Here is a 25,907-nt window from a genome sequence, read left to right as displayed (position 1 = left end):
GCGTCGTAGATGGCGTCGTGGAGGATGTGGGTGCCGGTCTTGGGGGACCAGAGGAAGAGGGCGTGTTCGAAGAACTGGTAGCGGCCTCGGGTGCCGTCGGGGGCGGTGGCGGCGTCGGCTTCGTCCATGGTGGGGAAGCCCCAGCGGCGTTCGGCGTCCGTCGCCCAGAAGCGCTGCAGGATGTCGCCGTAGACCGCGTACGCCACGTCCGGATGCCAGATGATCATGCCGTTCTGGAAGACCTGGAAGCGACCGCCCAGCGCGGAGTCGCGCTCACCGGTGGCCGGCGCGCCCAGCACACCGTTCGGGCCGCCCATGCTGTCGTACTTCACCGCGATCGTGCCGTACGGGATCCTGTCGTCGAGCTGGTTGTAGCGGCGCGGCGAGAATCCGCGCAGCCCGTTGCCCCACACGCGCTCCTCGGCCACGTGCCCGAAGTCGTACTCCTCGCGCACCACCGGCTGGGTGTGCGCCGGATCGGCCCACCGCACGAACAGTGCCACGTGGTGCGTGCCGCCGTCGACGTCCAGGAGCAGGGCGTCACCGGGCTGGAGGTCGCTCGCGGAGATGTCGTAGGTGACGTTCCACAGGTCCCAGGTGGTCAGCGACCTGCTGAGGTTCCATGCCATCGACACGAAGCCGGAGCAGTCGGGGCGGTAGCAGCCGTACTGGTTGTCGTGGCAGCCGTCCCAGCTGTACGGCACCTGCTCGGCCACCCACGACCACGACCGGTCCATCACCTCGCCGCGCCCGATCGTGCCGTCCGGCACTGAGGCGCTCGCGGCGGGCGCCGTGGTCAGCGTCGCGGCGAGCGCCGCAAGCAGCAGAGCCAACGTCCCCAGGGCGCGCTGGAGATTCCGTGATCTCATCACTGCCTCCACGTCAGTTGGTGGTGATCCAGGTGTGGTTGTCGGCGGCGCTCCAGTGGATGGTGGCGTTCTGGAAGGTCTGTTTGACGCCGCCGGGTTCGGTGACCTCGTCGGTGGTGGGGTAGCCGAGTGCGGCTTCGTGTCCTGCGGCGTGGAAGGCGTCGTAGATGGCGTCGTGGAGGATGTGGGTGCCGGTCTTGGGGGACCAGAGGAAGAGGGCGTGTTCGAAGAACTGGTAGCGGCCTCGGGTGCCATCGGGGGCGGTGGCGGCGTCGGCTTCGTCCATGGTGGGGAAGCCCCAGCGGCGTTCGGCGTCCGTCGCCCAGAAGCGCTGCAGGATGTCGCCGTAGACCGCGTACGCCACGTCCGGATGCCAGATCACGATGCCGTTCTGGAACAGCTGGAAGCGGCCGCCCAGGGACGCGTCCTCCTCGGCGCGCACCGGAGCGCCGAGGGGGCCCCCGCCGCCGCCCAGTGCCGCGTACTTCGCGCCGATCGTGCCGTACGGCTGGAACGCCTCGTCCCGCATCGCGCGGGCCTTGTCCTCGGCCGTGTCGTACTTCCAGCCGTAGGCGGAACGCTGCACGGCCTGGGCCAGTTCGCCGGCGGTGCTGCCCTCCCAGTCGGGCTCCATCTGCTGGGCCACTTCGAAGAACCTGTTCGCGGCGTAGTCGACGTCGAGGCACTGCGCGGGCTCGCACCAGCCCTGCGAGGGCCGCTGCTGGAACACGCCCAGCGAATCCCGGTCCCCGCAGGCCAGGTTGTTCATACGGGACTCGATCCAGCCGGTCTCGAAGCCGGCCAGCATCACCTTGTCGGAGACGCCCCGGCGCTGTCCGACCTCGTACACCTTGCGCGTCACCGCGATGTCCCGGTCCGGCGGGATGTCGCAGTACTCGTCGGCCGGCGCGAGATGCGCCAGCGGGCCGGGTACGGGGCTCGGGCCCTGGGCCCAGGCCGGGCCGCTCGGCAGCGACAGGGCCGTCATGATCAGCAGAACCGCTGCGCCGCGTCTTCCGCGGCCCGTACGACGTGGGGCTGTACCAGACACGTTCCTGCTCCTCTGCTCGGCAAGTCGCCCGGTGGCGAGCCAAGTTGACGTGCCGGGCGGGATGCCTCGGCACCGGGCAGGCAAGCTAGCCAGCGGCGCGCCGGACGCGGCACCCGGAACGCTCCGGAGTGACAGCGCCGCAGGGCGGCGGGGAGCATGCAGGTGATCGAGGAGTGATCCCTACGGGTGACGGGAGGGAGCGGGGCAGGCGGGGAGCGCGGGGTGGTCCCGGGTGCGGACGGCGGGCAGCCAGGCGACGGGCGGAGTGGCGTGCGGGGCGAGACGGACGCGGAACCACCGGGTGGAGACGGCGTCGGCCTCGTCGACGATGGGCTTCCCGTGCGCCAACTCGCAGTCGGCGTCGAGGAGATCGCCGTGCCACACCCGCTTCGGCACCACGTTGTCCGCCGTGTAGGCCCGCATGGGGTCGATCGCCAGGCCGAGGCTGCATTCGGAGTCCCGGGTGGGCCGCAGCCTGCACGGCAGGTCCGCGTTGAACACCCGGACGTGGGCGACGGGATCGACGCCGTCCGGCAGGGCCGCCGCCCCCTGGTCGGCCGCCGCCGACCAGAGCACCGCGGCGGCCGCACCCGCCTTGAGCGCGACGAGCGCGGCACGGCTCCGCCTGCGGCGCCGGGGCGGCCCGGCCGGTGCTCCCGCCGCCAGGTGGGCGGTGATGCGGGCGAGCAGGCGCTCCGCCGTGTGCTCGGCGCGCGCGGCATGGCTGGGGGCCAGACAGTCGGCGGCCAGGGCACGCCAGAACGGCGGCACCGCGTCGTCCATGCGCAGCGGGGCGCGCCCGTCCGCGTACTCCTGTGCCGCCGCGCCCCGGGAGACGGGCGTGGCGCCCGGGAACGGGGAGGCGCCGCCGGCGAACACCTCGTGGATCATGACACCGAGGGCCCAGATGTCGCCGGTGGGCCGTATCCGTACGCCGTGCTCGCCGAGCGGGGCCTTCCAGCGCTCCGGCGGGAGGTAGTCCATGGTGCCCATGGGCGGCGCGTAGCCGTGGGTGCCGTCGGCGCCGGTCAGCTCGGCGGCGAGCCCGAAGTCGGAGAGTCTCACCGAACGGTCGGGCATGAGCAGGACGTTGTCCGGCTTGAGGTCGCCGTGCACCCAGCCGCTGCGGTGCAGATGGGCCAGCCCTTCGCAGATCCCGGCGAACAGCCGGCCGGCCTCGGCCTCGGTCACTCCGGTGCCGAGCGCGTCCCGCAGGCTGCCCCGGGCACGCTCCATGACCAGGACGATCGCACCGTCCAGGGACGGACGGTCCGGCTCGCTGAGCACGACGGAGTCGAGCAGGCGGATCAGCCGTGGGTGAGGGGCGCTGCGGGCGAGTTCGACCTCGCGCCGGGCCGCGTCGGCGACCTTCCGCGCCTGGCGGGGCGCGAGTCCGGCCGTCGGCAGGAACTTCAGGGCCACCTCGCGCGGACCCGCCGAAGGGTCACCGTCGTACTCGGCGTCCAGGCCCGCGTGGACGGTCGCCCAGCCGCCGGCGCCGATCGGCTCCATGACCTCCCAGCGCCCGACGCGGTGGCCGCGCGGGAGCACGTCGGCGCGGTCGCCGCGGCGCGGGGCGTCGGCCGTGCCGCGCACCGTCCCACCACCCGGGTTCATCGCCCCGTTGCCCGCTCTGGCTCCCGGGCCCCGGCGGCGCCCCGGCGCGGCAGGAGGGCGAGGTGCTCCTCGCGCACGAGGCCGAACCGCAGCGCCACGGAGACGACCGCCTCGCGCTTGCCGTTGCGGCGGGCGCTCCGGCTCGGCTCCTGCCGCTCGGCCGGGGTGCTGAGCCGCATCTTCTCCTCGGCGAGGTAGTCGATGTGTGAGCTGACCGCCCGTGACGTGAGGCCGACGCAGCCGGGGTGGCCCGCCAGGCGTTCGACGATCTGAGGAGTGGTCGGCACGGCGAGCGGCGACTCGTCACGCAGGCGGGGTTCGCAGAGCGCGACCAGTACGAGGAAGTAGATCGCCGTCTCGTCCAGCGAGTACGCCATGAGGGTGTGGCTGCCCCACGAGCCGCCCGCGCGGTCCGGGTCGAGGTAGACGTGGTCGGGTGCGAACACCTGGAAGGCGGCCGTGGCCCCGCCGCGCGTCGGCAGCACGACACGGGCGAACTCGAACGGGATGGGTGCGCCGGCCCGCCGTGGCGGAACCCTCAGGTACTCTCCGGCGCCCTCGGGGTTCTCCACCAGATAGGTCTGCGTGGCGCTGTGGTTGCTGAGCTGCCAGTGATCGTCCGTCACCCGGATCTCCCCGGCGAGGCGGGAGATCGCCGCGTCCTCGAGGCGCAGCTCCACCGGAGTCGTCGCGGACCCCCGTCCGAAGCGGGCCACCTCGCCGGGGCCGAGCCGCAGCGTCACGGGGTCCGCCCCCGGCTCCGTATGCGGGCCGCAGCCGCCTCGCGGCAGATGAATGACTATCCCGCTCATGACCCCTACTGCCTCGGCACCCCGTCCACGCCCGGCCCCTCCGCCACACACGGAAGAACCTCCCTGGTGGGCGCGGCACATGTGAAGGATGGCGTGGCCGGACCAGGGAGGTCCATCAGGTTTCCCGTCACAAAGGCGAGAGGGCGGCGCCGACGGATTTACGGGCCCCGAGCGGGCCTCCGGGGGCCACATGGGTCACGGTTCCGCGAGGTGGAACGGGTTCTCGTGCCGCGTGGGGCGCCGGGCGCGGGCGGAGTTGAGGGAGCGTCAACTTCCGGCCAGTCGGCGTGCCGCGCCGGCGCCGAGGGCGAACGCGAGGCCGACGCGGCCGGGCTTCCCCGTCGCGTACTCCGCCGTCGGCCGGAGGGCCGGGCCCCTGCCGGTCGAGACGCCGTGTGTCACCCCGGATCGTTCCGGATGCCCTGCCCGGAAACGTTGCCGCTACCTTCTCGGCCGTGCCCGCCAGACCGACGGGACCGGAGCCCGGGGAGCAGTGATGCCGACGACCGCGACCATCGGCCGGCCCATGGACACCGTGCTCGGACAGCGGGAGCGCGAGGTGCTCCACTCGATCGGCTGCGGGCTGCGGGACGACGAGATCGCCGCCGTCCTCGGCCTTCCCGAGGACACCGTGGCCGGGCACGTCGCACGGATACTCGCGGCACTCGGTCTGCGCGACCGGGCCGCTGCCATCGTGCACGCCTTCGACTGCGGTCTGGTCGTGCCCGGACACGGCCCCCGCACGGCCGGGCCGCGGACGGACGCGGGCCGGACGGCCGGACCGAGGGTGCGGATCTCCGTCCTCGGGCCGCTCCGGGCATGGGAGGACGGGCGGCCCCTGAGTCTGGGGCATCTGCGGCAGCAGGCCGTACTGGCGACGCTGGCCTTGCGTGCGGGGCGGCCCGTCAGCCGGCAGGAACTGCTCGACGGGGTGTGGGGGATGGACCATCCCGTCACGAACGTGGTGCCGGTGTACGTGTACCGACTGCGCAAGGCACTGCGCGCCGGGGACGGCCCGGACGCGCTGATCGAGCACGGCCGGTGCGGCTACCGGCTGGTTCCCGGCGCGGCCGACGTGGACGCGGCCTTCATGGAGCGACTGGTCACCGAGGCCGGGTCGGCCGCCCGGGCAGGCGAACCGGCCGAGGCGGTCCGGCTGTGCTCCCAGGCCCTGGACCTGTTTCGCGGGGAGCCCCTGGCGGGCCTGCCGGGGCCGCTCGCCGAGCTGGAACGGCTGCGGCTCACCGAACGCAGGATCTCCCTCGTGCGGCGGAAGTCGGCACTGCAGATGCGGCTCGGCCGGCTCTCCGAGGCGACTGCCGAGCTGTACGCCCTGTCGGCGGCGCATCCGCTGCACGAGCCGGTCGCGGCGACGCTGATGCGCGCGCTCTACCGCGGCGGCCGGCAGGCCGACGCGCTGTCCGTGTTCGACCGCGCCCGTCGCCGGCTGGCCGATGACCTGGGGGTGCCGCCGAGCCGGATGCTGCGCACGACGTACGAGATGATCCTGCGCGGCGACGAAGCCGGCCTGGGCCTCACCGGAACCACCAGCTGACCGGACGGTCACCGTGCACGTGTGACCGGGGGTCACCGCGGGCCCGGGACCGGGGCGGTCAGCGGGCGCGCGGGGACGTCGGGCCATGGGCTACCAGGACGCGGGATTCCAGGCGCCGTTGTACCACTCCTCGTTGGCGCTGTCGTTGTGGTGGTCCATGTCGAAGTCCACGTCGTAGTTGTGCATGTGGTTGCCCGGGTACGTCCAGATGCCGGCGGACTCGTCACAGACGTAGTCCCAGTTGCAGATCGTCTTGACGGGGATGTTTCCGAAGAACCTGTCGGCGCCGGCCAGCGGGGCGCCGACGAAGCCGCCGAAGGGCACGGCTCCGCCGTTGGCTCCGGGCGGGCCCTGGCGCTTGGGGTCCGCGATGAGGATCGCGTTGACGTTGCCGAAGGTCTGCCAGTTCTCGGTGACCCAGACGTGCACCACCCCGGCGCCCAGGGAGTAACCGCCGATCTTCACGTGCTGGCCGGGACAGGCGGCACGCTGGTTGCGGACGAGCCGGTTCAGCTCGTCGACGCCCGCCCGGGTGCTCGCGCCGTTGGGGATCTGGGTGGGATAGCCGACGTGCTGCTGGATGTTGCCCCGGAAGCCGTCGTTGTCCCATGTGCTTCCCGTGCCGCCGACGACGATCGTGTACGTGCCGTCGCAGGAGGCCGCCGCCTGTGCCGTGGCCGTCGGCGCCTGTGCCGCCGACACCCCCACGGCCAGCATGAGACCGGCCAACGCGGTTGTGATCCTGCTCGCGCGCATGGTGCTGCTCCTCGAATCGTGCGAATGGTCGTGGTGGGGACGGATGGTCGGGTCCGTCCCGGAGGCTCCGTACGGTCAGGAGCTGAAGGACCGCTCCAGCCTGGGGACGAGGTCCTGGAGGTCCCGCTCCCAGCACCAGCCGTTGTGGCCGCCGTTGCAGTTGGTGCCCCAGGCGGCGCCGTCGCCGTAGTCGACGTAGTGGTACGACATGCCCAGGGCGTCCATGCGGTCCTTGACGTGCTTCGACGCGCCTTCGACCCAGAACTCCAGGTCGGTGACGTCGCCACGCCCGTTGCCCACGTAGATGGAGACCCCGACCCCGCCGGCCTTGAGCTTGTCCATGTGCTGTGAGGGGTCGACCTCGTTCCACCGCCAGTCGACGTTGAACACGGGGTAGGGCGAGCCGAACAGGGCGTCGCTGTCCACACCGGGCTTGTACGGGTCGTCGTTCGGGTCGCAGACACCGGACGAGGAGGCGCACATCGCGCCCTGCGCGTCGATGACGGTGGCGACGGCGGCCAGCCGCAGGTCCATGGAGTCGGCCGACAGGTCGATGTCGCCCGACAGGGACGCGGTCTGGCTGAACAGGTCGGGGCGGTCCTGGGCGTAGTGGAACGCGCCGAACCCGCCCATGGAGACACCGGCGACGGCCCGGGCCTTCTTGGTGGCGACGGTCCGCAGGTTCGCGTCGATGAACGGGATGACCTGCTTGAGGTGGAAGTTCTCCCAGTTCTGGGCGCCGATCGCGGTGTTCTGGTTGAGCCAGTTGGCGTACCAGCCCCGGGCCCCGCCGTCCGGGATGACGGTGATCATCTGGTTCGACGTGGTCAGCGCCGGATAGTTCTGCTGGATCGGGTCGTCGGGCGAACCGTGCAGGAAGTACAGCACCGGGTAACGCCTTGCCGGGTCGTCGTAGTAGCCGCTCGGCAGAATGATCTTTATGTGGTGCCTGCCCGTGACCTCGGGCGTGGTCACGGTGATGGAGAAGTTGGTCGCGGTGCCCTGCGCCGTGTCGACCTGGGTCAGGCCGAAGCCGTCCGCCAGCGGTGGCGGCGCGCCGCCACCGTCGGCGGCCCGGGCCACGCCGGCGGGCACGGCGAATCCCACGAGGGCGACCATCAGGGCCGGCAGGACGCGCCACCGACTCGACGTCTTCGTCACGGAGTTCCCCCTTCTGAGCCTTGTCGTTGCCTGGAACGAAACCTATGAGGCGGCGATGAAATGCCGATGAAGCCATGGCCGGGTGCGCCGGGGACCCCTGCCGGTGTCCCCGACGCACCCGCTCAGGACAGGACCTTGACCTCCAGCACCGGTGAGGCCGCGATCTGCTCCTCGGTGTACCGCTCGGCCACCCACTGGCCCGCCGAGAACAGCCTGGTCTGATCGGCGTAGTGCGGCGAGTTCGGGTTGGCCGACTGGGAGTAGGCCAGCAACGAGTACGCCTCGGGCGGCCCGTCGGCGGTGAACCGCACCTGCTGGATGAAACTGGACCCGAAGACGATGTCCACCTTGCCGTCGACCATGGCGGGGGTGACCACGTTCAGCACGCCCAGCTCGTGGATCGAGCCGTGGATCGGGATCTTCTCACCGTTGCGGGTGACGTTCTGGATGCTCGACAGAGGTGCGTCCAGCGCGACGCCCGCGTTGCGCAGCGCGAGGACCGCCCGGGCGAGCGAGTCGCGGACGGCGGAGTTGCCGGAGTCCAGCGAATTGGGCGTGTGCAACGGATCCTTGGCGTCGAAACCGATCCGCCACGGCAGCTTCTCGATCGCCTGCCCGTTCTGCAGGTAGGCCCAGAAGTTCTCGAACAGCAAGGAGCCCCGGCTGTCCGACGTGTACTTGTGGCTCTTCCAACCGGCCAGGATCGGGCACGCCTCACTGATGTTGACCAGGTTGCCGTCCACCACGACCAGCCCGAACAGGGTGTTCTGGCATGCCGTCACCGCGGCGTCCAGCGCCAGGTCGGCCGCCCTGCTGTTGTCGGCGAACAGCAGCTGCCGCATGTTCGCCGGCGTGAAGCCCCGGCCCGGCAGGCCGTCGGTGCCGTCGATCCGGTTCTGCGCGGTCAGGAGCAGTTCCTGGGTGCGCAGCGAACGGGGCGCCGCCATGTCACCCATCACCCTGGGGAAGGTCAGCGGCTGCTCGGGGTTGGGCAGCCAGGCGCTGTCGTTGGCGTTGCCCGCGTAGTCGGACCGGATCAGGCGCGGCTGCTTGTGCGGGTCGAGCAGGCCCGGGGCGACCGCGTTCGGGTCGTTCGGCCAGTCGCACTCGCTGCGCTTGCCGTCGAAGATGGAGACCGGCGGTACGTTCGGCAGCCGCAGCGACTGGTTGAACAGGAGCTGGCCGGTCGCGGTGAGGCACGACTGGGCGTGCTCGTCGGTGATGTTCGGCGTGGCCTGGATGTCCGCGTACAGGGCGTTGCCCTTGCGGTCGGAGGCGACGGTGTTGAAGAAGGGCACGCCCTCGGTGGTCTCCAGGGTGTTCACCACGTCGTGGACGTCCGTGGCCTGGTCGAGGTGGAACCAGGTGTTCAGCGCCCGCAGGTTGTCCATGTTCACGTCGCGGACCGCGTGCGCGCTGACCACCCAGGGCAGCGGGATGCCCTGGACCGACGTGGTGACCGGGCCGTAGCGGGTGGCCCACAGCGTCCTGGTGACCTTGCCGATGGAGCCGTCCTTGCTGAGCACGTCGACGCTGACCTGCTGCGAGGTCATCTTCTGCCAGGCGCCGTCCACCAGATAGCTGGTGGGGTCGAGCGGATCCACCTGCACGTCGAACAGTCCGAACGGGGCGACCGTGGCGACCGTGTGGCTCCAGGCGACGTTGTCGTTGTGGCCGATGTTGACGGCGGGGAAGCCGAGCAGACTGGCCCCGGTGACGTTGATCCTCCCGGGGATCGTCAGCTGGCTCTGCCACATCCGGTTCTTGCCCTGCCACGGGAAGTGCGGGTTGGCCAGCATCATGCTGGTGCCCTCGGCCACGCCCTGCGAACCGACCGCCAGTGCGTTGCTGCCCATGCTCGTTTTGCGGCCGGCGGCCATCGCGTCACGGATCCTCCTCGCGGTCTGCTCGGGCGAGGCCGCCGGCGCCTTTGCGGAGGCCGGCGCCCCTGGCGGCACGGCGTTCACCTCACCGTCCAGGAGCGCGTCGGCGGTGCCCATGATGATCTCGGCGTGCGCGTGCCGGTAGACATCCAGCTCGGTGATCGGCCGCACCCAGGCCGCGCCGCGGCAGGCCGGGTCGGTGATGTTGCCGACGCCCGTCTCGGCCAGATACCTGTTGTACCCCTGGACGTAGCCGCGAATGGCCTCCTTGACCTCCGGCTCAGGCCCGTTGGGCGCGGGCTGGCCGAGCAGCCGTTCCACGACCCGGTTGTCGTTGATCCGCTGGAAGTAGATGTCGCTGTTGAGGTTGGTCGTGGTGTTCTGGTGCTCGCCGGGGCTCGCCCTGCCGTCGGGTCCCAGATACCGGGACAGCTGGGCGTTGACCATCAGATACGTCTGGGCCAGGGTGCAGATGTTGTCCTTGGCCGCCGCGTACCCGTAGCCCGTGCCCAGCCCTTCCCAGTCCGAGGCGATGATGTGCGGTATGCCGTACTCGGTGTAGCGGATCGTCGGCCGGTCCGGCCCCTGCCCTTCCGCCGCAGCCCCGGCGGCCCGTGGTCCGGCGGCCGTCACCGTGCTGATCACCGCCACCGCGGCCATGGCCGCCACCGGCAGCCTCGCTCCGAATCTCCAGCGCGCCATCGATTCGTCCTCCCCTTGGTCCAGCCGTTGTCCGAACCCGGTCACGCTAAGGAGGAGCGATGAAATCCCGATGATGCCGCCACCCGGCCGGCTGCCGCCAAGTGGTGGGAAACGGGTCTCGATCGAGTGAGGCGAGGGATGCGTCGCCCCGATCCCCGCGCGGGGTGAGCCGACGATCGCTGGGGCCGCGTACCGAACCGCCGCTCCGGCGCGGGCCTCCACGACGATCCGGAAGGGCTGCCATGCGCGTTCTGCTCATCGCCAGCAGCTACAACAGCCTCACCCAGCGGGCTCGGGCCGAGCTGCAGGACCGCGGGCACGCCGTTTCCGTGGAGGTCACGCCCGACTCGGCGGCGGTGCGGGACGCGGTCGGGCGGCACGCGCCCGAGCTGGTCGTCGCCCCCATGCTGAAGGCGGTCGTGCCCCGGGACGTCTGGGAGAGCCGGCTCTGTCTGATCGTGCACCCGGGGCCGGTCGGCGATCGCGGGCCGTCCTCGCTGGACTGGGCGATCCACGAGGGCGCCGCCGAATGGGGCGTGACCGTCCTTCAGGCCGATGAGGAGATGGACGCGGGCGACGTCTGGGCGACGGTGACCTTCCCTCTCCCGGCGGTGGCCAAGAGCGACCTGTACCGGAACGAGCTGTCCGACGCCGCCATGACCGCCGTGCACCTCGCCGTCGAGCGGGTCGCCGCCGGAGCCGCACCGCACCCGCAGACGGGGCAGGTCCGGGTCCGGCCCCACTTCCGTCAGGAGCAGCGCCGGATCTCCTGGGACGAGGCCACCGAGACGGTCCTGCGCACCCTGCGCGCCGCCGACTCACAGCCGGGCGTCCTGGACGAGCTGCTCGGGGCCGATTGGTTCCTGCACGGCGGCCACGCGGAGGACGGCCTGCGCGGTGAGCCCGGTGAGCTGCTGGCGACCCGGGCCGGCGCGGTCTGCCGCGCCACGGGCGACGGCGCCGTGTGGATCCCGGAGCTGCGCGCCCGTACCGGGCGGGGTGAGGAGCGGGCCTGCAAGCTGCCCGCCACCCTGGCCCTCGGCCTCGCGGGACGGCTGCCGGACCTCCCCGAACTGCCCGCGCCGGTCGACGCGGAGGCGGGCCGGACCTGGTCCGACATCCGGTACCGGGAGCAGGGCCCCGTCGGTGTGCTGTCCTTCGCCTTCCCCGGCGGAGCGATGAGCACCGACCACTGCCGCCGCCTGCTGCGGGCCTACGAGACCGCCTGCCGGCGTCCCACCTCCGTCCTCGTGCTCGGCGGACAGCGCGACTTCTTCTCGAACGGCATCCACCTCAACGTGATCGAGGCCGCCGCCGACCCGGCCGCCGAGTCCTGGGCCAACATCAACGCCATGAACGACCTGGTCGAGGCGGTGCTCACCACCACCGACCGGCTCGTCGTCAGCGCGATCGGCGGCAACGCCGCCGCGGGCGGCGTGATGCTGGCCCTGGCCGCCGACGAGGTCTGGTGCCGGTCGGGCTCCGTCCTCAACCCCCACTACCGGCGCATGGGCCTGTACGGGTCGGAGTACTGGACCCACACCCTGCCCCGCAGGGTGGGCCCGGCCCTGGCGGAGCGCCTCACCCAGGCCGCCAGGCCCGTCTCCGCCGCGGCCGCCCGCAGCACGGGGCTCGTCGACCGGGTCGTCGAGTGCGGGCCGGCGGATTTCTCCGCCGAGGTCACCCGCTTGGCCGCCCGGCTGGCATCGCATCCCGCCGTCGCCTCCCGAGTGGCGGCGAAGAAGGCGGAGTACGAGGCCAGGGAGTCGATCACACCCCTCGCAGCCCACCGGGAGCAGGAGCTCAGCCGCATGCGGGTGATCTTCGACGATCCCACCGCGCCCTACCACTCCCTGCGCCGGGCGTTCGCCCGTAAGGAGGGCCGGGCCGCGGGATCGCCTGACGCCTGGGATGCGGGCGCGGCCGGTCCGGCCGACCGTTGACACGTACGCGGGCCCTGAGACGGCCCCTGTCCCACCCTCCGCAGGAGGCGACCCATGAACGCAAGCACGCAGGCCCAGGTCGACGATCAGGGCGCCGCTGCCGGCAGTGACGAGAAGCCGATCCACATCCTCTGGATCAACGCGGGTCTGAGCTGCGACGGCGACTCGGTGGCGCTGACCGCGGCCATGCAGCCCAGCATCGAGGAGATCGCCCTGGCGGGGCTGCCCGGACTGCCGAAGATCGCGGTCCACTGGCCGTTGATCGACTTCGAGTGCGGTCCGGTGGGCGGCGCCGACACGTTCATCGAGTGGTTCTTCAAGGGCGAACGCGGAGAGATCGACCCGTTCGTGCTGGTGGTCGAGGGCTCGGTCCCCAACGAGGACATCAAACCGGAGGGGTACTGGTGCGGCTTCGGCGACAACCCCGAGACCGGCCAGCCCATCACCACGAGCGAGTGGATCGACCGCCTGGCCCCCAAGGCGCTCGCGGTGGTCGCGATCGGCACCTGCGCCACGTACGGCGGCATCCACGCCATGGCCGGCAACCCGACCGGCGCGATGGGCGTGCCGGACTACCTCGGGTGGGACTGGAAGTCGAAGGCCGGCATCCCCATCGTGTGCGTGCCCGGATGCCCCATCCAGCCGGACAACTTCGCGGAGACCCTGACGTACCTGCTCTACCAGGCCGCCGGCTCCGCGCCGATGATTCCGCTCGACGACCGGCTCCGCCCGACCTGGCTGTTCGGGGCGACGGTGCACGAGGGCTGCGACCGCGCGGGCTACTACGAGCAGGGCCAGTTCGCCACCGCGTACGACTCGCCCGAGTGCCTGGTCAAACTGGGCTGTTGGGGACCGGTCGTGAAGTGCAACGTCCCCAAGCGCGGCTGGATGAACGGCATCGGCGGATGCCCGAACGTCGGCGGCATCTGCATCGCCTGCACGATGCCAGGCTTCCCGGACAAGTTCATGCCGTTCATGGACGAACCACCCGGAGCCAAGGTGTCCAGCACCGCGAGCGGCGTGTACGGCTCCGTGATCCGCCGGCTGCGGGACATCACGGCCAGGACCGTGGACAAGGAGCCGAAGTGGCGGCACACCGGCGACCGGATCACCACCGGATACCGGCCGCCTTGGTGACGGGGGCCGGCCGCCCGGAAACCCCCTCACCCCCGCACCGTTCGTGAAACCGAAGAACCGACGAAGGGCACCGTACAGACAATGGCATCTCCGGCGAAGACGACGGGGGACGGCAGCGGCCTGGTGGAGATGGCCTGGGATCCCATCACCCGGATCGTGGGCAGTCTCGGCATCCACACCAAGATCGATTTCAAGCAGCGGCGGGTCGCCGAGTGCTACAGCACGTCGTCCGTCTTCCGCGGCTACAGCGTCTTCATGCGCGGCAAGGACCCGCGCGACGCGCACTTCATCACCAGCCGCATCTGCGGCATCTGCGGCGACAACCACGCCACGTGCTCCGTGTACGCGCAGAACATGGCGTACGGCGTGAAGCCTCCGCACCTGGGCGAGTGGGTCATCAACCTCGGCGAGTCCGCGGAGTACATGTTCGACCACAACATCTTCCAGGAGAACCTGGTCGGCGTCGACTACTGCGAGAAGATGGTCCGCGAGACCAACCCCGGCGTGCTCGAACTCGCCGAGCGCACCGAGGCCCCGCACGCCGCCGAACACGGCTACCGGACCATCGCCGACATCATGCGCTCCCTCAACCCCCTCGAAGGCGAGTTCTACCGCGAGGCGCTGCAGGTCAGCCGCTACACCAGGGAGATGTTCTGCCTGATGGAGGGGCGCCACGTGCACCCCTCCACGCTCTACCCCGGCGGCGTCGGCACCATCGCGTCGGTGCAGCTCTTCACCGACTACCTCAGCCGGCTCATGCGCTACGTGGAGTTCATGAAGCGGGTCGTCCCGCTCCACGACGACCTCTTCGACTTCTTCTACGAAGCCCTGCCCGGCTACGAGGAGGTCGGCCGGCGTCGCGTGCTGCTCGGCTGCTGGGGGGCGCTCAACGACCCCGAGTACTGCGACTTCACGTACGCCAACATGACCGACTGGGGCCGGCGGATGTTCGTCACCCCGGGCGTCGTCGTCGACGGCAAGCTCGTGACCAACGACCTCACCCGGATCAACCTCGGCATCCGCATCCTGCTCGGCAGCTCGTACTACGAGGACTGGGAAGGCCAGGAACAGTTCGTCACGCACGACCCGCTGGGCAACCCGGTCGACCCCCGTCATCCGTGGAACCAGCACACCATCCCCGCCCCGCAGAAGCGGAACTTCGACGACAAGTACAGCTGGGTGATGTCGCCCCGCTGGTTCGACGGCAAGGACCACCTGGCGCTCGACACCGGTGGCGGCCCCATCGCCCGGCTGTGGTCGACCGCCCTGTCCGGACTGGTCGACATCGGCTACGTCAAGGCCACCGGGCACAGCGTCGTCATCAACCTGCCCCGGACGCTGACCAAGCCGGAGACCACCTTCGAGTGGAAGATCCCGCAGTGGAGCAACGCCCTGGAGCGCAACCGCGCCCGGACCTACTTCCAGGCGTACGCGGCTGCCGTGGCCCTGCACTGCGCGGAGAAGGGCCTGGCGGAGGTCCGCGCCGGACGCACCCAGACCTGGGAGAAGTTCGAGGTGCCCGACGAGTCCATCGGTGTCGGCTTCACCGAGGCGGTCCGGGGCGTCCTCTCCCACCACATGGTGATCCGGGACGGCAAGATCGCCAACTACCACCCGTATCCGCCCACACCGTGGAACGCCTCCACCCGGGACACCTTCGGCACCCCCGGCCCCTACGAGGACGCGGTGCAGAACACCCCGATCTTCGAGGAGAACCCGCCCGAGAACTTCAAGGGCATCGACATCATGCGCGCCGTACGGAGCTTCGACCCGTGCCTGCCGTGCGGTGTGCACATGTACACCGGCAACGGCCGGACGGTGAAGGCGATGCACGTGCCCACCGGCCTGAGCGGACTGGGCGGATGAGCGCCGTGACCGCCGAACAGGCGGGCCGGCGGGTCGAGGAGCTCCTCGACCGGCTGGCGGAGCAGGGTGACGCCGATGCCGTCGCCGCCGCCGAGGACCTCGTGCGGGTCCTGATGGAGTTCTACGGCAGCGGTCTCGCCCGCGTCGTCGAGCTCCTCGGCCGCCCCGGCGCCCGGCCCCCCGCGGAACCGCTCGGCGCACTGCTCGCGGACGAACTCGTCGCGAGCCTGCTGAACCTGCACGGGCTGCACCCGGACGACCTGCCCACCCGCATCGAGCGGGCGCTGTCCGGCCTGCCGCAGCCCGTGCGGAACGCCGGATTCGACGCGGCGAGCGGGGTGCTGCGGCTGGGCGTCGCGGCCTCGTCGGGCTGCGGATGCCCGAGCACCCGGGAGACGACCCGGCAGGCGGCACTGGACGCCCTCGCCTGCTTCGCCCCCGAGGTCACCGGCGTCGAACTGGAACCGGCGGACGCGCCGGAGCCCGCGCTGCTCCAGATCGGCACCCGCCCGCCCGGCGCGGCCACGGCCGGCATCGCTTCGGGCGACGCCCGGTGACCGGGCTCCCCACCGGTACCGGGCCCCGCCCGGCGCCCACCGGCCTGCGGCGCTTCACCACCGCGCGCCCGCCCCGGGAGGAGCGGTGCGAACTGTGCGGGACCCGGCTCGCCGGCGAGCGCCACCGCCACCTGGCCGACACCGACAAGCGGACCCTGGTCTGCGCCTGCGGCGCCTGCACACAGCTCATGGACCACTCGGCCGCCGCGCGGGGCCGCTTCCGAGCCGTTCCGGACCGCTGCCTCGCCGACCCGGCCCACCGCGTCGACGACACCGTGTGGGAGACGCTGCGCATCCCGGTCTCGGTCGCCTTCCTCTTCCACAACTCCGCCCTCGACACGGCGGTGGCGCTCTACCCGAGCCCCGCCGGCGCCACCGAGAGCGAACTGGAGGACACCACCTGGCAGTCCGTCCTGGACGCCACCCGGCTCGCCGCCCTCCTCCAGCCCGACGTGGAGGCGCTGCTGCTGCGCCGTCACGAGGGGCGCACGGAGTGCTTCCTGGTGCCGATCGACGTCTGCTACGAACTGGTGGGCCGCATGCGACTGCACTGGCAGGGCTTCGACGGAGGCGCGGAGGCACGGTCCGACCTCGACGCCGTCTTCGCCCGCGTCCGCGGATCGGCGCGCGACGTGCGGGGGAGCCGGCCGTGACCGAGTTCTCCTTCGCCTGCACCGGCGTCCGCGCCGACGCCTACGCGGCCGGACCGACGCTCGTGTTCCGGCTGCGCGTCAGCGCGACACCCGGGACCCGGGTGCACGCACTCGCGCTGCGCTGCCAGATCCGTATCGAACCGGCCCGGCGCGGATACGACGACCAGGAGGCCGAGGCCCTGGGCGACCTGTTCGGCGAACGGTCCCGGTGGGGCAGCAGCCTGAACCCCGTGCAGTTCGCCCAGGTCTCCGTGATGGTCCCCGGCTTCACCGGCGAGATCGAGACCGACCTCGTCGTACCGTGCACCTACGACACCGACATCGCCGCCACCCGCTACTTCCGCGCGCTCTCGGGCGGCGAGGTACCGCTGCTCCTGCTGTTCTCCGGGACCGCGTTCACCGGCGCCGGCGGCTTCCACGTCGAGCCCGTGCCCTGGGACAAGGAGGTCGTCCACCGGATGCCCGTGAAGGTCTGGCGCGAGATGATCGACCAGCACTTCCCGGGGTGCGGCTGGATCCGGCTCCCGAGCGACGCGATGGACGCCCTGCTCGCCTACCGGTCGCGCCGGGCCCTGCCGTCCTGGCAGGCCACCGTCGAGTCCCTGCTCGGAGAGGCGGGGGAGCGGACACGATGACCACCAGCGTCTTCACTCCCGGCACCGAGACACGACTCGCCGTCGCCCGGCAGGTCGCCGACGCCGTCCTCTTCGAGGGGTACGTGCTCTACCCGTACCGGGCGTCGGCCGCGAAGAACAGGTTCCGCTGGCAGTTCGGCGTGCTCGTTCCGCCGTCCTGGAGCGCCGCCGGCGAGCCCTCCGTGCAGCACACCGAGTGCCTGATGGAGCCCAGGGCGGGCGCCGAACTCGCCCTGGAGGTCCGCTTCCTGCACGTCCAGCGGCGGACCGTGGAGGCACTGCGCGACGACGGCGGTCACGTGCCCGTCACCGAACTGCGCCTGGCGGACCGGGTCCTGCCGACCTGGGACGAGGGCGTCGAGGAGCGGATCGCCCTCGCCGTCCCCGTCGGCGAACTGGCGGGCGCGGGCGTGACCGTGCCCTTCACCCGCCCCGCCGCCGAGGAGACCGAGGAGGTCACCGACGCCGACGGGCGGGTCCGCGGCCGACTGGTGCGCCGCCGCGAGGAGATCAGCGGCACCGTACGGATCTCGGCGGCGGAACTCGACGGCCCGTACCGGGTCGAGCGGCTGTCCGTCACGGTCGAGAACACCACCCGCCGGCCCGCCCTGCCGGACGCCGACCGGCACGCGGCGCTCGCGTACTCCCTGGTCGCCACGCACACCCTGCTTCGCCTCGAAGCCGGCTCCTTCCTGTCCATGACCGACCCGCCGGAATGGGCCAGGGGCGCCGTGGCCTCCTGCGACAACCGGCACACCTGGCCCGTCCTGGCCGGCGAACCGGGCCGCGCCGACCTCGTGCTCTCCTCGCCGATCATCCTCGACGACCACCCGGCCATCGCCCCCGAGAGCCCGGGAGCGCTCTACGACGCCACCGAGATCGACGAGATCCTCGCCCTGCGCACCGCGGCCCTCACCGACGAGGAGAAGCGCGAGGCACGGGGGACCGACGCACGCGCCGCGGCCGTGATCGACCTGGCGGACACCATGCCGCCGGAGGTGCTGGAACGGCTGCACGGAGCCGTACGCAGCCTGCGGGAGGTCACCGCGCCCGAGCACCCGCCCGGGGCGGACCTCCTCGCACCGGACACCCCGTGGTGGGACCCGGCGGGCGACCCCTCCGTCGACCCCGCCAGAGACCACGTCCTCGTCGACGGACACGCCGTCCGGGCGGGCAGCAGGGTGCTCCTCCGCCCCCGGCTGCGCCGGACCGACGCCCAGGACCTGTTCGTGGACGGCCGCAGCGCCCTGGTCGAAGCCGTGCTGCACGACGTCGACGGCGGGGTGCACATCGCCGTGACCCTGGAGGACGACCCGGGCGCCGACATCCGGCGGGAACAGGGCCGGTTCCTCTACTTCCAGCCCGACGAGGTGCACGCACTGGAGGACGTGTGAACGAACCCGGGCCCCCCGAGCCCCGCTCCGCCCCGCGCACCCTCGTGGCGGGCGTCGGCAACGTCTTCCTCGGCGACGACGGCTTCGGCGTCGAGACCGTACGCCTCCTCGCCGGACAGGGACTGCCGCCCCACGTCGAGGTGTCGGACGTCGGAATCCGCGGCGTCCACCTCGCCTACCGGCTCCTCGACGGCTGGGACACCCTCGTCCTCGTCGACGCCACCGCACGGGGCGGCGCGCCGGGCACGCTCTACCTGATCGACGCCACGGCGCCGGACGGCCGGCTCACCGACCCGCACGCCGTGCCGCTCGACGGCCACCGGATGGCGCCCGACGCCGTCCTCGCCCTCCTGGACACCCTGTGCGCGGGAACGGGCGCCGCGCCGCCGCGCAGGATCCTCGTCGTCGGCTGCGAACCCGCCTGCCTCGACGAAGGCGTGGGACTCAGCCCGCAGGTCGCCGCCGCACTGCCCGAAGCGGTCCGCATGGTGACCGAACTCGTCAGCCGGGAAGTCGTCGTCTGAAGCCCGACACGGAGAGCAGCATGAACAAGAACGTCATCGGCACCACCTTCGTCGCCGTCACCGCCGCCCTGACCCTCGTGGCCGTCCTCAAAGCGCTCCTCCCCGACCTCCAGCGCTACCTGCGCATCAGCAGGATGTGACCCACCGCAGGATCCGCTGCCCGCGCCCCCGCCGTGGGCGCCGTCGCCCGGTTCGGCTGCACCGAACGGACGACAGCTCCGCGCTCTTCCGGCGAGCCGGGCGGCACCCGCGGCTGCTCCCGTCCTGTAATGGCGGCCCAGAGACACCGCAGCCCCGGGACGGAGAGCGATGCACGAGATGTCCGTCGCCCTGGCCGTCGTCGACCAGGTCGAGACGGCCGCGCGGTCCCGCGGGGCCACGGGGGTCCGCAGCATCCGCCTGGAGATGGGTGAGCTGGCCGGCATCGTCGCCGACTCGCTCGCCTTCTGTTTCGAACTCGCCTGCGCCGGAACGCTCGTCGAGGGCGCCGAACTGATCACGACGACGGTGCCGGGGACCGCACGCTGCGAGCCCTGCTCCCGGGTCTGGGAGGTCGGCATGCCGCCACGCCTGCTCTGCCCCGGCTGCGGGGGAGCCGCCGTCGAGCTCGTCTCCGGCCGCGAACTGCGGATCCGGGAGGTCCGCTGGGCCGAACCCGCCGCGAGCGGCGCACCACGCAGCGAACCCACCACCGAGAAGAGCCGATCATGTGCCGAGTAGTCGACCTGCAGCGGGCGATCCTCGCGAGGAACGAAGCCGCGGCGGGCATCCTGCGCGCCGAACTGACCGCCCGCGGTACGACGGTGATCAACCTGCTCTCCAGCCCCGGCAGCGGAAAGACCGCCCTGCTGGAGCGCGTACTGCGGCGGGCCGTCGAGCGGGGCGTCGGCACGGCCGCGCTCACCGCGGACCTGGCCACCGAGAACGACGCCGAACGCCTGGCCCGGGCGGGCGTCCCCGTCAAGCAGGTGCACACCGACGGCCTGTGCCACCTGGAGGCCGACATGGTCGCCCGGCACCTGCACGACTGGCTGCCCGAGGCCACCCGGCTGCTGTTCGTGGAGAACGTCGGCAACCTCGTCTGCCCGGCCGGCTACGACCTCGGCGAATCCCTCCGCGTCGTCCTCGCCTCGGTCACCGAGGGCGAGGACAAGCCCCTCAAATACCCCACCGCCTTCGGCCTCGCCCAGCTGGTGGTCGTCACGAAGACAGACCTCGCCGCGGCCGCCGAGTTCGACGAGGCGGCCTTCCGCCGCAACGTGGAACAGGTCAACCCCGGCGTCGAGGTCCTCCTCACCTCCGCGCGCGACGGCCGCGGCGCCGGAACGCTGCTCGACCGGGCCCTGGCCGCTGCCGAGGGCGCCGACACCCACACCCCCGTGATGGCCCGGGCCGGCGCGTGACCGCCGTACGACCGGTCGCCGCACCCCCGACGCCCGCCCTGCGCCACCGTGTCGTCGTGCGCGGAGTCGTCCAGGGCGTGGGCTTCCGGCCGTACGTCTACGCCCTCGCCACCGGCCTGCGACTGTCCGGCCACGTCACCAACACCCCCGACGGCGTCGTGGCCGAGGTCGAGGGAGACCCCGCGGACGTGGCGGCGTTCTGCGCCCGCGTCGGGCCCGAGGCGCCGCCGCTGGCCCGGGTGGAGTCCGTCGAGACGACCGGCGTCGCCCCGCGCGGCGGCAGCGGCTTCACCATCGTCCCCTCGCGCCAGGACGGCGACGTCCGGACCCTCGTCCCGCCGGACACGGCCACCTGCGACGACTGCCTCGCGGAACTCGCCGACCCCGCCGACCGGAGACACCTGCACCCCTTCGTGACGTGCACCCACTGCGGGCCCCGGTTCACCATCGTCACCGGCCTGCCCTACGACCGCGCCCACACGACCATGGCCGGCTTCCCCATGTGCCCCGACTGCGCGCGGGAGTACGCGGACCCGGCGGACCGGCGGTTCCACGCGCAGCCAGTGGCCTGCCCGAAGTGCGGCCCCCGAATGCGACTGGTCGCCGGACCGGGCCCCTCGGCCCCGGCGGACCCGCGCGTCGACCCGGTGACCGCCGCCCGGCGGATGCTCGCGGCGGGCGCGATCCTCGCGGTCAAGGGCCTGGGCGGTTATCACCTGGCCTGCGACGCCACGAACTCCGCGGCGGTCGCCGAACTGCGCCGGCGCAAGGCACGCGGGACCAAACCGTTCGCGGTGATGGCGGCGGAGCTCGCGGACATCGAGCCCCTGGTGCACCTCGGCCCGGCGGAGCGCGAACTCCTCACCGGGCGCGTCCGCCCCGTCGTCCTCCTGCGACGCCGTGACACCCCGCCGCCGTCCGGCACCCTCCCGGCGCCGGAGGTGGCCCCCGGCAGTCCGGACCTCGGCGTCATGCTCCCGTACACCCCGGTGCACCACCTGCTCCTCGGAGTCGGCGCCCCCGAGCCGGGGCCCCGGCTCCTGGTCATGACCAGTGGAAACCTCTCCGGCGAACCCATCGTCACCGACGAGGCGGACGCGTTCGTCAGGCTCGCCGGTCTGGCGGACGCCTGGCTGACGCACGACCGCCCGATCCACGTCCCCTGCGACGACTCCGTCGTACGCGTCCGTGACGGCGAACCGCTCGTGCTGCGCCGCTCCCGCGGCTACGCCCCGCTGCCGCTCACCCTGCCGGTCGAGGTCGTCCCCGCCCTCGCCGTCGGCGGGGACCTGAAGAACACGTTCTGCCTCGGCCAGGGCCACCAGGCCTGGCTGTCCGCGCACATCGGCGACATGGACACCCTGGCGACGCAGCTGGCCCTCACCGCGGCCGAGCGGCAGCTGGAATCCGTCACGGGCGTCAGGCCCGGCCTGCTCGCCGTGGACCACCACCCCGCGTACCGGTCCGCGCGCTGGGCGGTCCGGCACGCGGCGGGACGCCCGGTCGTGCGCGTGCAGCACCACCACGCGCACATCGCCTCCGCCATGGCGGAGAACGGCCTCGACGGCAGCCGCCCCGTCCTCGGAGTCGCCTTCGACGGCACCGGCTACGGCCTCGACGGCGCCGTGTGGGGCGGCGAGTTCCTGCTCGCTGACTACCAGGGGTTCTCGCGGTTCGCGCACCTCGCCTACGTGCCGCTTCCCGGCGGGGACGCGACCGTTCGGCGCCCGTACCGCATGGCCCTCGCGCACCTGTCCGCCGCCGGCCTCCCGTTCGACCCCGCGCTGCCGTGCGTCGAGGCGTGCCCGCCCGGTGAACTGAGCGTGCTCGAACAGCAGTTGGCGCGCGGACTCAACTGCGTACCGACATCGAGCATGGGCCGCCTCTTCGACGCCGTCGCCTCGCTCGCGGGAATCCGCCACCTCGCCGGTCACGAGGCGCAGGCGGCCGTCGAGCTGGAGGCCGCGGCTCTCCGTGCGCCGGCCGCGGAGGACGACGCGCGCTACGCCTTCCGTCTGACGGCTCCGCGACCGGGCCGCCCGCTCTCGGCCGACCCCGCCCCGCTGCTGGCCGCGATCGCCGACGACGTGCGCGGCGGCACTCCGGCGGCCCTCGTCGCGGCCCGGTTCCACCACGCCGTGGCCCGGCTGGTGCACACCATCTGCGCCGCGGCCCGCGGCGAACTCGGCGTGGAGACCGTGGCGTTGACCGGGGGAGTGTTCGCCAACACGGTGCTGGCCTCGGCCTGTGACCGTGCTCTGCGCCGGGACGGCTTCACCGTCCTTCGCCACCGCCTGGTGCCGCCGAACGACGGCGGGCTGGCCCTCGGCCAGCTGGTCGTGGCCGGACGTGTCACCACCGGCCCGGCCCCGGGCGCGCGATCACGACAGCGACAGTGAGGAGACGCACATGTGTCTGGCAGTCCCCGGAAGGGTGCTGGACGTCGAGGACCGGGACGGCACCCGGATGGCCACCGTCGACTTCGGCGGCGTGGTCAAGGAGGTCTGCCTGGAGTATCTCCCCGACCTGCAGGTGGGCGAGTACGCGATCGTCCACGTCGGATTCGCCCTGCAGCGTCTGGACGAGGAGTCGGCCAGGAGGACGCTGGAGCTGTTCGAGAACCTCGGCATGCTCCAGGAGGAGTTCGGCGACCCGTGGGAGACGGCCGCCGGGACGGCCGAAGGAGAACGGCAGGCGCGCGAGGGCGTCGCCGGAGAGGTGCACCCGTGAAGTACATCGACGAGTTCCAGGACCCCGAGCTGGCCCGGCGGCTGCTCGACGAGATCCACGCGACGGTGACCCGGCCGTGGGCGCTGATGGAGGTCTGCGGCGGCCAGACCCACAGCATCATCCGGCACGGCATCGACCAACTCCTGCCGGAGCAGATCGAGTTGATCCACGGGCCGGGCTGTCCGGTGTGCGTGACACCACTGGAGGTCATCGACAAGGCCCTGGAGATCGCCTCCCGCCCCGGCGTGATCTTCTGCTCGTTCGGGGACATGCTGCGGGTCCCCGGCACCGGCCGGGACCTCTTCCAGGTGCGCGCGCGGGGCGGCGACGTCCGGGTCGTCTACTCCCCGCTCGACGCCCTGCGGATCGCCGAGCAGAATCCGCGGCGCGAGGTGGTGTTCTTCGGCATCGGTTTCGAGACCACCGCCCCGCCCAACGCGATGACGGTCCACCAGGCGCGCAGACTGGGCATCCGTAACTTCAGCCTCCTGGTCTCCCACGTCCGGGTGCCGCCCGCGATCGAGGCGATCATGCGGTCCCCGGACTGCCGCGTACAGGGCTTCCTCGCTGCCGGCCACGTCTGCAGCGTGATGGGAACGGCGGAGTACCCCGAGCTCGCCGCACGGCACCGGGTGCCGATCGTGGTCACCGGGTTCGAACCCCTGGACATCCTCGAAGGGGTACGGAGGACGGTGCTCCAGCTGGAGCGGGGCGAGCACACCGTCGACAACGCCTACCCCCGTGCCGTGCGGGCCGACGGCAACCCGGCCGCCAGGGCCATGCTCGACGACGTCTTCGAGGTCACCGACCGGTCGTGGCGCGGGATCGGCGTCATCCCGGACAGCGGCTGGCGGCTGTCGGAGCGTTATCGCGACTACGACGCCGAGATCCGTTTCTCCGTCGAGGGGATCGACACCCGCGAACCGGCCGAATGCCGCAGTGGAGAGGTCCTGCAGGGCCTGCTCAAGCCCAACGAGTGCGAAGCCTTCGGCACCCTGTGCACGCCCCGCTCCCCGCTGGGCGCCACGATGGTCTCCAGCGAGGGGGCCTGCGCCGCCTACTACCTCTACCGGCGGCTCGACCTCGGCTCTCCGGGGCGGCGGGCCCCGGCACCGGGAGTTCCGATCCCGGTCACCCCGTCCTCGAACGTCCCTCCCCGGGAAGGAAGTTCCGTTGTCTGACACGACCACGGGCAGCACCGTCACGACCGCCACGGACCAGGCGCCCGACATGCTCGCCTGGACCTGCCCGGCACCTCTGCGGGACCAGGCGCAGATCGTGATGGGCCACGGCGGCGGCGGCGCTCTCTCCGCCGAACTGGTCGAGGAGATCTTCGCACCCGCCTTCGGTGGCCCGGCGCTCTCGGTCACCACGGACGCCGCCGCGCTCGAACTCGGCGGCGCCCGGCTGGCCTTCTCCACCGACACCTTCGTGGTGCGTCCGCTCTTCTTCCCCGGCGGCAGCATCGGCGACCTGGCCGTCAACGGAACCGTGAACGACCTCGCGATGAGCGGCGCCAGGGCGGCCTACCTGTCCTGCGGCTTCATCCTCGAGGAAGGCGTCGGGACCGACGTCGTCGCCCGGGTGGCGAACGCCCTCGGCGCCGCCGCGCGTACGGCCGGCGTCCAGGTGGTCACCGGCGACACCAAGGTCGTGGAGGCCGGCCACGGGGACGGCGTCTACATCAACACCTCCGGGATCGGCCTCGTGCCCGACGGTGTGGATCTCCGTCCACAGCGCGTCGTCCCCGGTGACGTGGTGATCGTCAGCGGGCCCGTCGGCGTCCACGGCGTGGCCGTCATGAGCGTGCGCGAGGGCCTGGAGTTCGGCGTGGAGATCGAGAGCGACTGCGCGGCACTCGGCGGTCTCGTCGAGACGATGCTCGCGGTCACGCCGGATCTCCACGTGCTGCGCGACCCCACCCGCGGAGGTCTGGCCGCCTCGCTCAACGAGATCGCGGCCGCCTCGGGCACCGGCGTGGTCCTCCAGGAGCGCGCCGTGCCCGTCCCCGAGCCCGTGGCCAACGCCTGCGCGATCCTCGGCCTCGACCCGATGTACGTCGCGAACGAGGGCAAGCTGGTGGCCTTCGTACCGCGCGAGCACGCGGAACCCGTCCTGGCCGCGATGCGCGCCCACCCGCTCGGGGCGGGCGCGACCGTCATCGGCGAGACCGTGGAGGAACATCCCGGCATGGTCGTCGCCCGTACCGGCCTGGGCGGCACGCGGGTGGTGGACATGCCGCTCGGGGAGCAGCTGCCGCGGATCTGCTGAGCCGGGAACCCGTGGGCGGCGAACGGCGTGTGTCGTCGCCCACCGGGACGGCGTCAGGAGGTCAGGTGTTCAGACGGCTGTTGGTGCCGTCGTGGTGGTCGGCGGCCTCGTCGTCGAACCAGTGGTCGTCCGCCGCGAGATAGCGGAAGGCGTGGCTGGTGTGGGCCGGCAGGGTGACCGTGGCGGCGCGGGTGCCGTCACCACGCGGTGCCAGCGGGTGGGCGTAGGGGTTCCAGTGGTTGAAGTCCCCGACGACGCTGACGGGGCCGGCCGGGGTGTGGTCGGGCAGGACGAACGTGACCTGGGTACGGCCCTTGACCTTCTTGCGTTCGAGCATGTCGGCTCCTGTCGGAAGAGATGACTGCGACGGGTGCATCCTCGGCCCCGG

General features: G+C 72.1%; 24 protein-coding genes. 16 read left to right on the top strand and 8 right to left on the bottom strand.

Annotation, left to right across the window (positions count from 1 at the left end; translation table 11 throughout):
• The 4 genes from ACWEV0_RS18755 to ACWEV0_RS18740 form a co-directional block, all read right to left on the bottom strand.
• Positions 1-869, bottom strand: an 869-nt coding sequence (locus ACWEV0_RS18755; RefSeq protein ID WP_453150404.1) for an NlpC/P60 family protein, incomplete at its 3' end; no start/stop codon positions are given.
• Between the two features lie 13 nt (positions 870-882).
• Positions 883-1,857, bottom strand: a complete 975-nt coding sequence (locus ACWEV0_RS18750) for an LGFP repeat-containing protein (protein WP_453150403.1) — start codon at positions 1,855-1,857, stop codon at positions 883-885.
• Between the two features lie 243 nt (positions 1,858-2,100).
• Positions 2,101-3,537: a serine/threonine-protein kinase gene (locus ACWEV0_RS18745; RefSeq protein ID WP_453150402.1), complete on the bottom strand. Its 1,437-nt coding sequence runs from the start codon at positions 3,535-3,537 to the stop codon at positions 2,101-2,103.
• Positions 3,534-4,349, bottom strand: a complete 816-nt coding sequence (locus ACWEV0_RS18740) for a serine/threonine protein kinase (protein WP_453150401.1) — start codon at positions 4,347-4,349, stop codon at positions 3,534-3,536. The genes ACWEV0_RS18745 and ACWEV0_RS18740 overlap by 4 nt, the downstream gene beginning before the upstream one ends.
• 496 nt (positions 4,350-4,845) lie before the next feature.
• Between ACWEV0_RS18740 and ACWEV0_RS18735 the strand changes: the two genes are divergently transcribed.
• Complete coding sequence (locus tag ACWEV0_RS18735) at positions 4,846-5,904, top strand: BTAD domain-containing putative transcriptional regulator (protein ID WP_453150400.1); 1,059 nt, start codon at positions 4,846-4,848, stop codon at positions 5,902-5,904.
• Positions 5,905-5,994: 90 nt separating this feature from the next.
• Here ACWEV0_RS18735 and ACWEV0_RS18730 read toward each other — a convergent pair whose 3' ends face one another.
• From ACWEV0_RS18730 to ACWEV0_RS18720, 3 genes are all read right to left on the bottom strand, one after another.
• Positions 5,995-6,660 (bottom strand): cutinase family protein, encoded by a 666-nt coding sequence (locus tag ACWEV0_RS18730; protein WP_453150399.1) that lies wholly within the window; start codon positions 6,658-6,660, stop codon positions 5,995-5,997.
• Between the two features lie 75 nt (positions 6,661-6,735).
• Positions 6,736-7,779, bottom strand: a complete 1,044-nt coding sequence (locus tag ACWEV0_RS18725; protein WP_453150408.1) for an alpha/beta hydrolase — start codon at positions 7,777-7,779, stop codon at positions 6,736-6,738.
• A 164-nt stretch (positions 7,780-7,943) separates the two neighbouring features.
• A complete protein-coding gene (locus ACWEV0_RS18720) occupies positions 7,944-10,406 on the bottom strand; it encodes a penicillin acylase family protein (RefSeq protein ID WP_453150398.1) in 2,463 nt (820 codons plus the stop codon).
• Positions 10,407-10,648: 242 nt separating this feature from the next.
• Between ACWEV0_RS18720 and ACWEV0_RS18715 the strand changes: the two genes are divergently transcribed.
• The 15 genes from ACWEV0_RS18715 (at position 10,649) to hypE (ending at position 25,519) form a co-directional block, all read left to right on the top strand.
• The gene (locus tag ACWEV0_RS18715) at positions 10,649-12,349 is read left to right on the top strand and encodes an enoyl-CoA hydratase-related protein (RefSeq protein ID WP_453150397.1); all 1,701 of its coding nucleotides are present in this window, start codon (positions 10,649-10,651) and stop codon (positions 12,347-12,349) included.
• Between the two features lie 54 nt (positions 12,350-12,403).
• Entirely contained in the window at positions 12,404-13,486 is a 1,083-nt protein-coding gene (locus ACWEV0_RS18710) for an NADH-quinone oxidoreductase subunit B family protein (protein ID WP_453150396.1), read from the top strand.
• Between the two features lie 81 nt (positions 13,487-13,567).
• Entirely contained in the window at positions 13,568-15,352 is a 1,785-nt protein-coding gene (locus ACWEV0_RS18705; RefSeq protein WP_453150395.1) for a nickel-dependent hydrogenase large subunit, read from the top strand.
• A complete protein-coding gene (locus ACWEV0_RS18700) occupies positions 15,349-15,909 on the top strand; it encodes a hypothetical protein (protein ID WP_453150394.1) in 561 nt (186 codons plus the stop codon). Before ACWEV0_RS18705 ends, ACWEV0_RS18700 begins: the two co-directional genes overlap by 4 nt.
• The gene (locus ACWEV0_RS18695) at positions 15,906-16,562 is read left to right on the top strand and encodes a DUF5947 family protein (RefSeq protein WP_453150393.1); all 657 of its coding nucleotides are present in this window, start codon (positions 15,906-15,908) and stop codon (positions 16,560-16,562) included. The genes ACWEV0_RS18700 and ACWEV0_RS18695 overlap by 4 nt, the downstream gene beginning before the upstream one ends.
• A complete protein-coding gene (locus ACWEV0_RS18690) occupies positions 16,559-17,197 on the top strand; it encodes a DUF6084 family protein (protein ID WP_453150392.1) in 639 nt (212 codons plus the stop codon). The genes ACWEV0_RS18695 and ACWEV0_RS18690 overlap by 4 nt, the downstream gene beginning before the upstream one ends.
• Positions 17,194-18,591 carry a hypothetical protein gene (locus ACWEV0_RS18685; protein ID WP_453150391.1) on the top strand — a complete coding sequence of 466 codons (1,398 nt, stop codon included), beginning with the start codon at positions 17,194-17,196 and terminating at the stop codon, positions 18,589-18,591. The genes ACWEV0_RS18690 and ACWEV0_RS18685 overlap by 4 nt, the downstream gene beginning before the upstream one ends.
• Complete coding sequence (locus ACWEV0_RS18680) at positions 18,588-19,115, top strand: hydrogenase maturation protease (protein WP_453150390.1); 528 nt, start codon at positions 18,588-18,590, stop codon at positions 19,113-19,115. The genes ACWEV0_RS18685 and ACWEV0_RS18680 overlap by 4 nt, the downstream gene beginning before the upstream one ends.
• Before the next feature lie 20 nt (positions 19,116-19,135).
• Entirely contained in the window at positions 19,136-19,255 is a 120-nt protein-coding gene (locus ACWEV0_RS18675; protein ID WP_453150389.1) for a DUF6893 family small protein, read from the top strand.
• Between the two features lie 169 nt (positions 19,256-19,424).
• On the top strand, positions 19,425-19,835 hold the full coding sequence (locus tag ACWEV0_RS18670) for a hydrogenase maturation nickel metallochaperone HypA/HybF (protein WP_453150388.1): 411 nt from the start codon (positions 19,425-19,427) through the stop codon (positions 19,833-19,835).
• Positions 19,823-20,518 (top strand): hydrogenase nickel incorporation protein HypB, encoded by a 696-nt coding sequence (gene hypB / locus ACWEV0_RS18665; protein ID WP_453150387.1) that lies wholly within the window; start codon positions 19,823-19,825, stop codon positions 20,516-20,518. The genes ACWEV0_RS18670 and hypB overlap by 13 nt, the downstream gene beginning before the upstream one ends.
• On the top strand, positions 20,515-22,917 hold the full coding sequence (gene hypF / locus ACWEV0_RS18660; RefSeq protein ID WP_453150386.1) for a carbamoyltransferase HypF: 2,403 nt from the start codon (positions 20,515-20,517) through the stop codon (positions 22,915-22,917). The genes hypB and hypF overlap by 4 nt, the downstream gene beginning before the upstream one ends.
• Positions 22,918-22,927: 10 nt before the next feature.
• Entirely contained in the window at positions 22,928-23,248 is a 321-nt protein-coding gene (locus ACWEV0_RS18655; RefSeq protein WP_453150385.1) for a HypC/HybG/HupF family hydrogenase formation chaperone, read from the top strand.
• The gene (gene hypD / locus ACWEV0_RS18650; protein ID WP_453150384.1) at positions 23,245-24,429 is read left to right on the top strand and encodes a hydrogenase formation protein HypD; all 1,185 of its coding nucleotides are present in this window, start codon (positions 23,245-23,247) and stop codon (positions 24,427-24,429) included. The genes ACWEV0_RS18655 and hypD overlap by 4 nt, the downstream gene beginning before the upstream one ends.
• Positions 24,430-24,478: 49 nt before the next feature.
• A complete protein-coding gene (gene hypE / locus ACWEV0_RS18645) occupies positions 24,479-25,519 on the top strand; it encodes a hydrogenase expression/formation protein HypE (protein WP_453150407.1) in 1,041 nt (346 codons plus the stop codon).
• 61 nt (positions 25,520-25,580) lie between these two features.
• Here the strand turns inward: hypE and ACWEV0_RS18640 are convergent, their stop codons facing one another.
• A complete protein-coding gene (locus tag ACWEV0_RS18640; RefSeq protein WP_453150383.1) occupies positions 25,581-25,856 on the bottom strand; it encodes an isoamylase early set domain-containing protein in 276 nt (91 codons plus the stop codon).
• Between the last annotated feature and the right edge of the window lie 51 nt (positions 25,857-25,907).

This window comes from Streptomyces sp. NPDC003943, assembly GCF_053605265.1.
The sequence above is the reverse complement of the archived record's forward strand: the minus strand, read 5'-3'. Positions and strand labels throughout refer to the sequence as shown.

What these genes read in the sequence shown, in the direction of transcription:
- ACWEV0_RS18750 (WP_453150403.1), bottom strand. Translation starts at nt 1,857, where the DNA reads ATGACGGCCCTGTCGCTGCCGAGCGGCCCGGCCTGGGCCCAGGGCCCG.
- ACWEV0_RS18745 (WP_453150402.1), bottom strand. Translation starts at nt 3,537, where the DNA reads ATGAACCCGGGTGGTGGGACGGTGCGCGGCACGGCCGACGCCCCGCGC.
- ACWEV0_RS18740 (WP_453150401.1), bottom strand. Translation starts at nt 4,349, where the DNA reads ATGAGCGGGATAGTCATTCATCTGCCGCGAGGCGGCTGCGGCCCGCAT.
- ACWEV0_RS18735 (WP_453150400.1), top strand. Translation starts at nt 4,846, where the DNA reads ATGCCGACGACCGCGACCATCGGCCGGCCCATGGACACCGTGCTCGGA.
- ACWEV0_RS18730 (WP_453150399.1), bottom strand. Translation starts at nt 6,660, where the DNA reads ATGCGCGCGAGCAGGATCACAACCGCGTTGGCCGGTCTCATGCTGGCC.
- ACWEV0_RS18725 (WP_453150408.1), bottom strand. Translation starts at nt 7,779, where the DNA reads ATGGTCGCCCTCGTGGGATTCGCCGTGCCCGCCGGCGTGGCCCGGGCC.
- ACWEV0_RS18720 (WP_453150398.1), bottom strand. Translation starts at nt 10,406, where the DNA reads ATGGCGCGCTGGAGATTCGGAGCGAGGCTGCCGGTGGCGGCCATGGCC.
- ACWEV0_RS18715 (WP_453150397.1), top strand. Translation starts at nt 10,649, where the DNA reads ATGCGCGTTCTGCTCATCGCCAGCAGCTACAACAGCCTCACCCAGCGG.
- ACWEV0_RS18710 (WP_453150396.1), top strand. Translation starts at nt 12,404, where the DNA reads ATGAACGCAAGCACGCAGGCCCAGGTCGACGATCAGGGCGCCGCTGCC.
- ACWEV0_RS18705 (WP_453150395.1), top strand. Translation starts at nt 13,568, where the DNA reads ATGGCATCTCCGGCGAAGACGACGGGGGACGGCAGCGGCCTGGTGGAG.
- ACWEV0_RS18700 (WP_453150394.1), top strand. Translation starts at nt 15,349, where the DNA reads ATGAGCGCCGTGACCGCCGAACAGGCGGGCCGGCGGGTCGAGGAGCTC.
- ACWEV0_RS18685 (WP_453150391.1), top strand. Translation starts at nt 17,194, where the DNA reads ATGACCACCAGCGTCTTCACTCCCGGCACCGAGACACGACTCGCCGTC.
- ACWEV0_RS18675 (WP_453150389.1), top strand. Translation starts at nt 19,136, where the DNA reads ATGAACAAGAACGTCATCGGCACCACCTTCGTCGCCGTCACCGCCGCC.
- ACWEV0_RS18670 (WP_453150388.1), top strand. Translation starts at nt 19,425, where the DNA reads ATGCACGAGATGTCCGTCGCCCTGGCCGTCGTCGACCAGGTCGAGACG.
- hypB (WP_453150387.1), top strand. Translation starts at nt 19,823, where the DNA reads ATGTGCCGAGTAGTCGACCTGCAGCGGGCGATCCTCGCGAGGAACGAA.
- ACWEV0_RS18655 (WP_453150385.1), top strand. Translation starts at nt 22,928, where the DNA reads ATGTGTCTGGCAGTCCCCGGAAGGGTGCTGGACGTCGAGGACCGGGAC.
- hypE (WP_453150407.1), top strand. Translation starts at nt 24,479, where the DNA reads ATGCTCGCCTGGACCTGCCCGGCACCTCTGCGGGACCAGGCGCAGATC.
- ACWEV0_RS18640 (WP_453150383.1), bottom strand. Translation starts at nt 25,856, where the DNA reads ATGCTCGAACGCAAGAAGGTCAAGGGCCGTACCCAGGTCACGTTCGTC.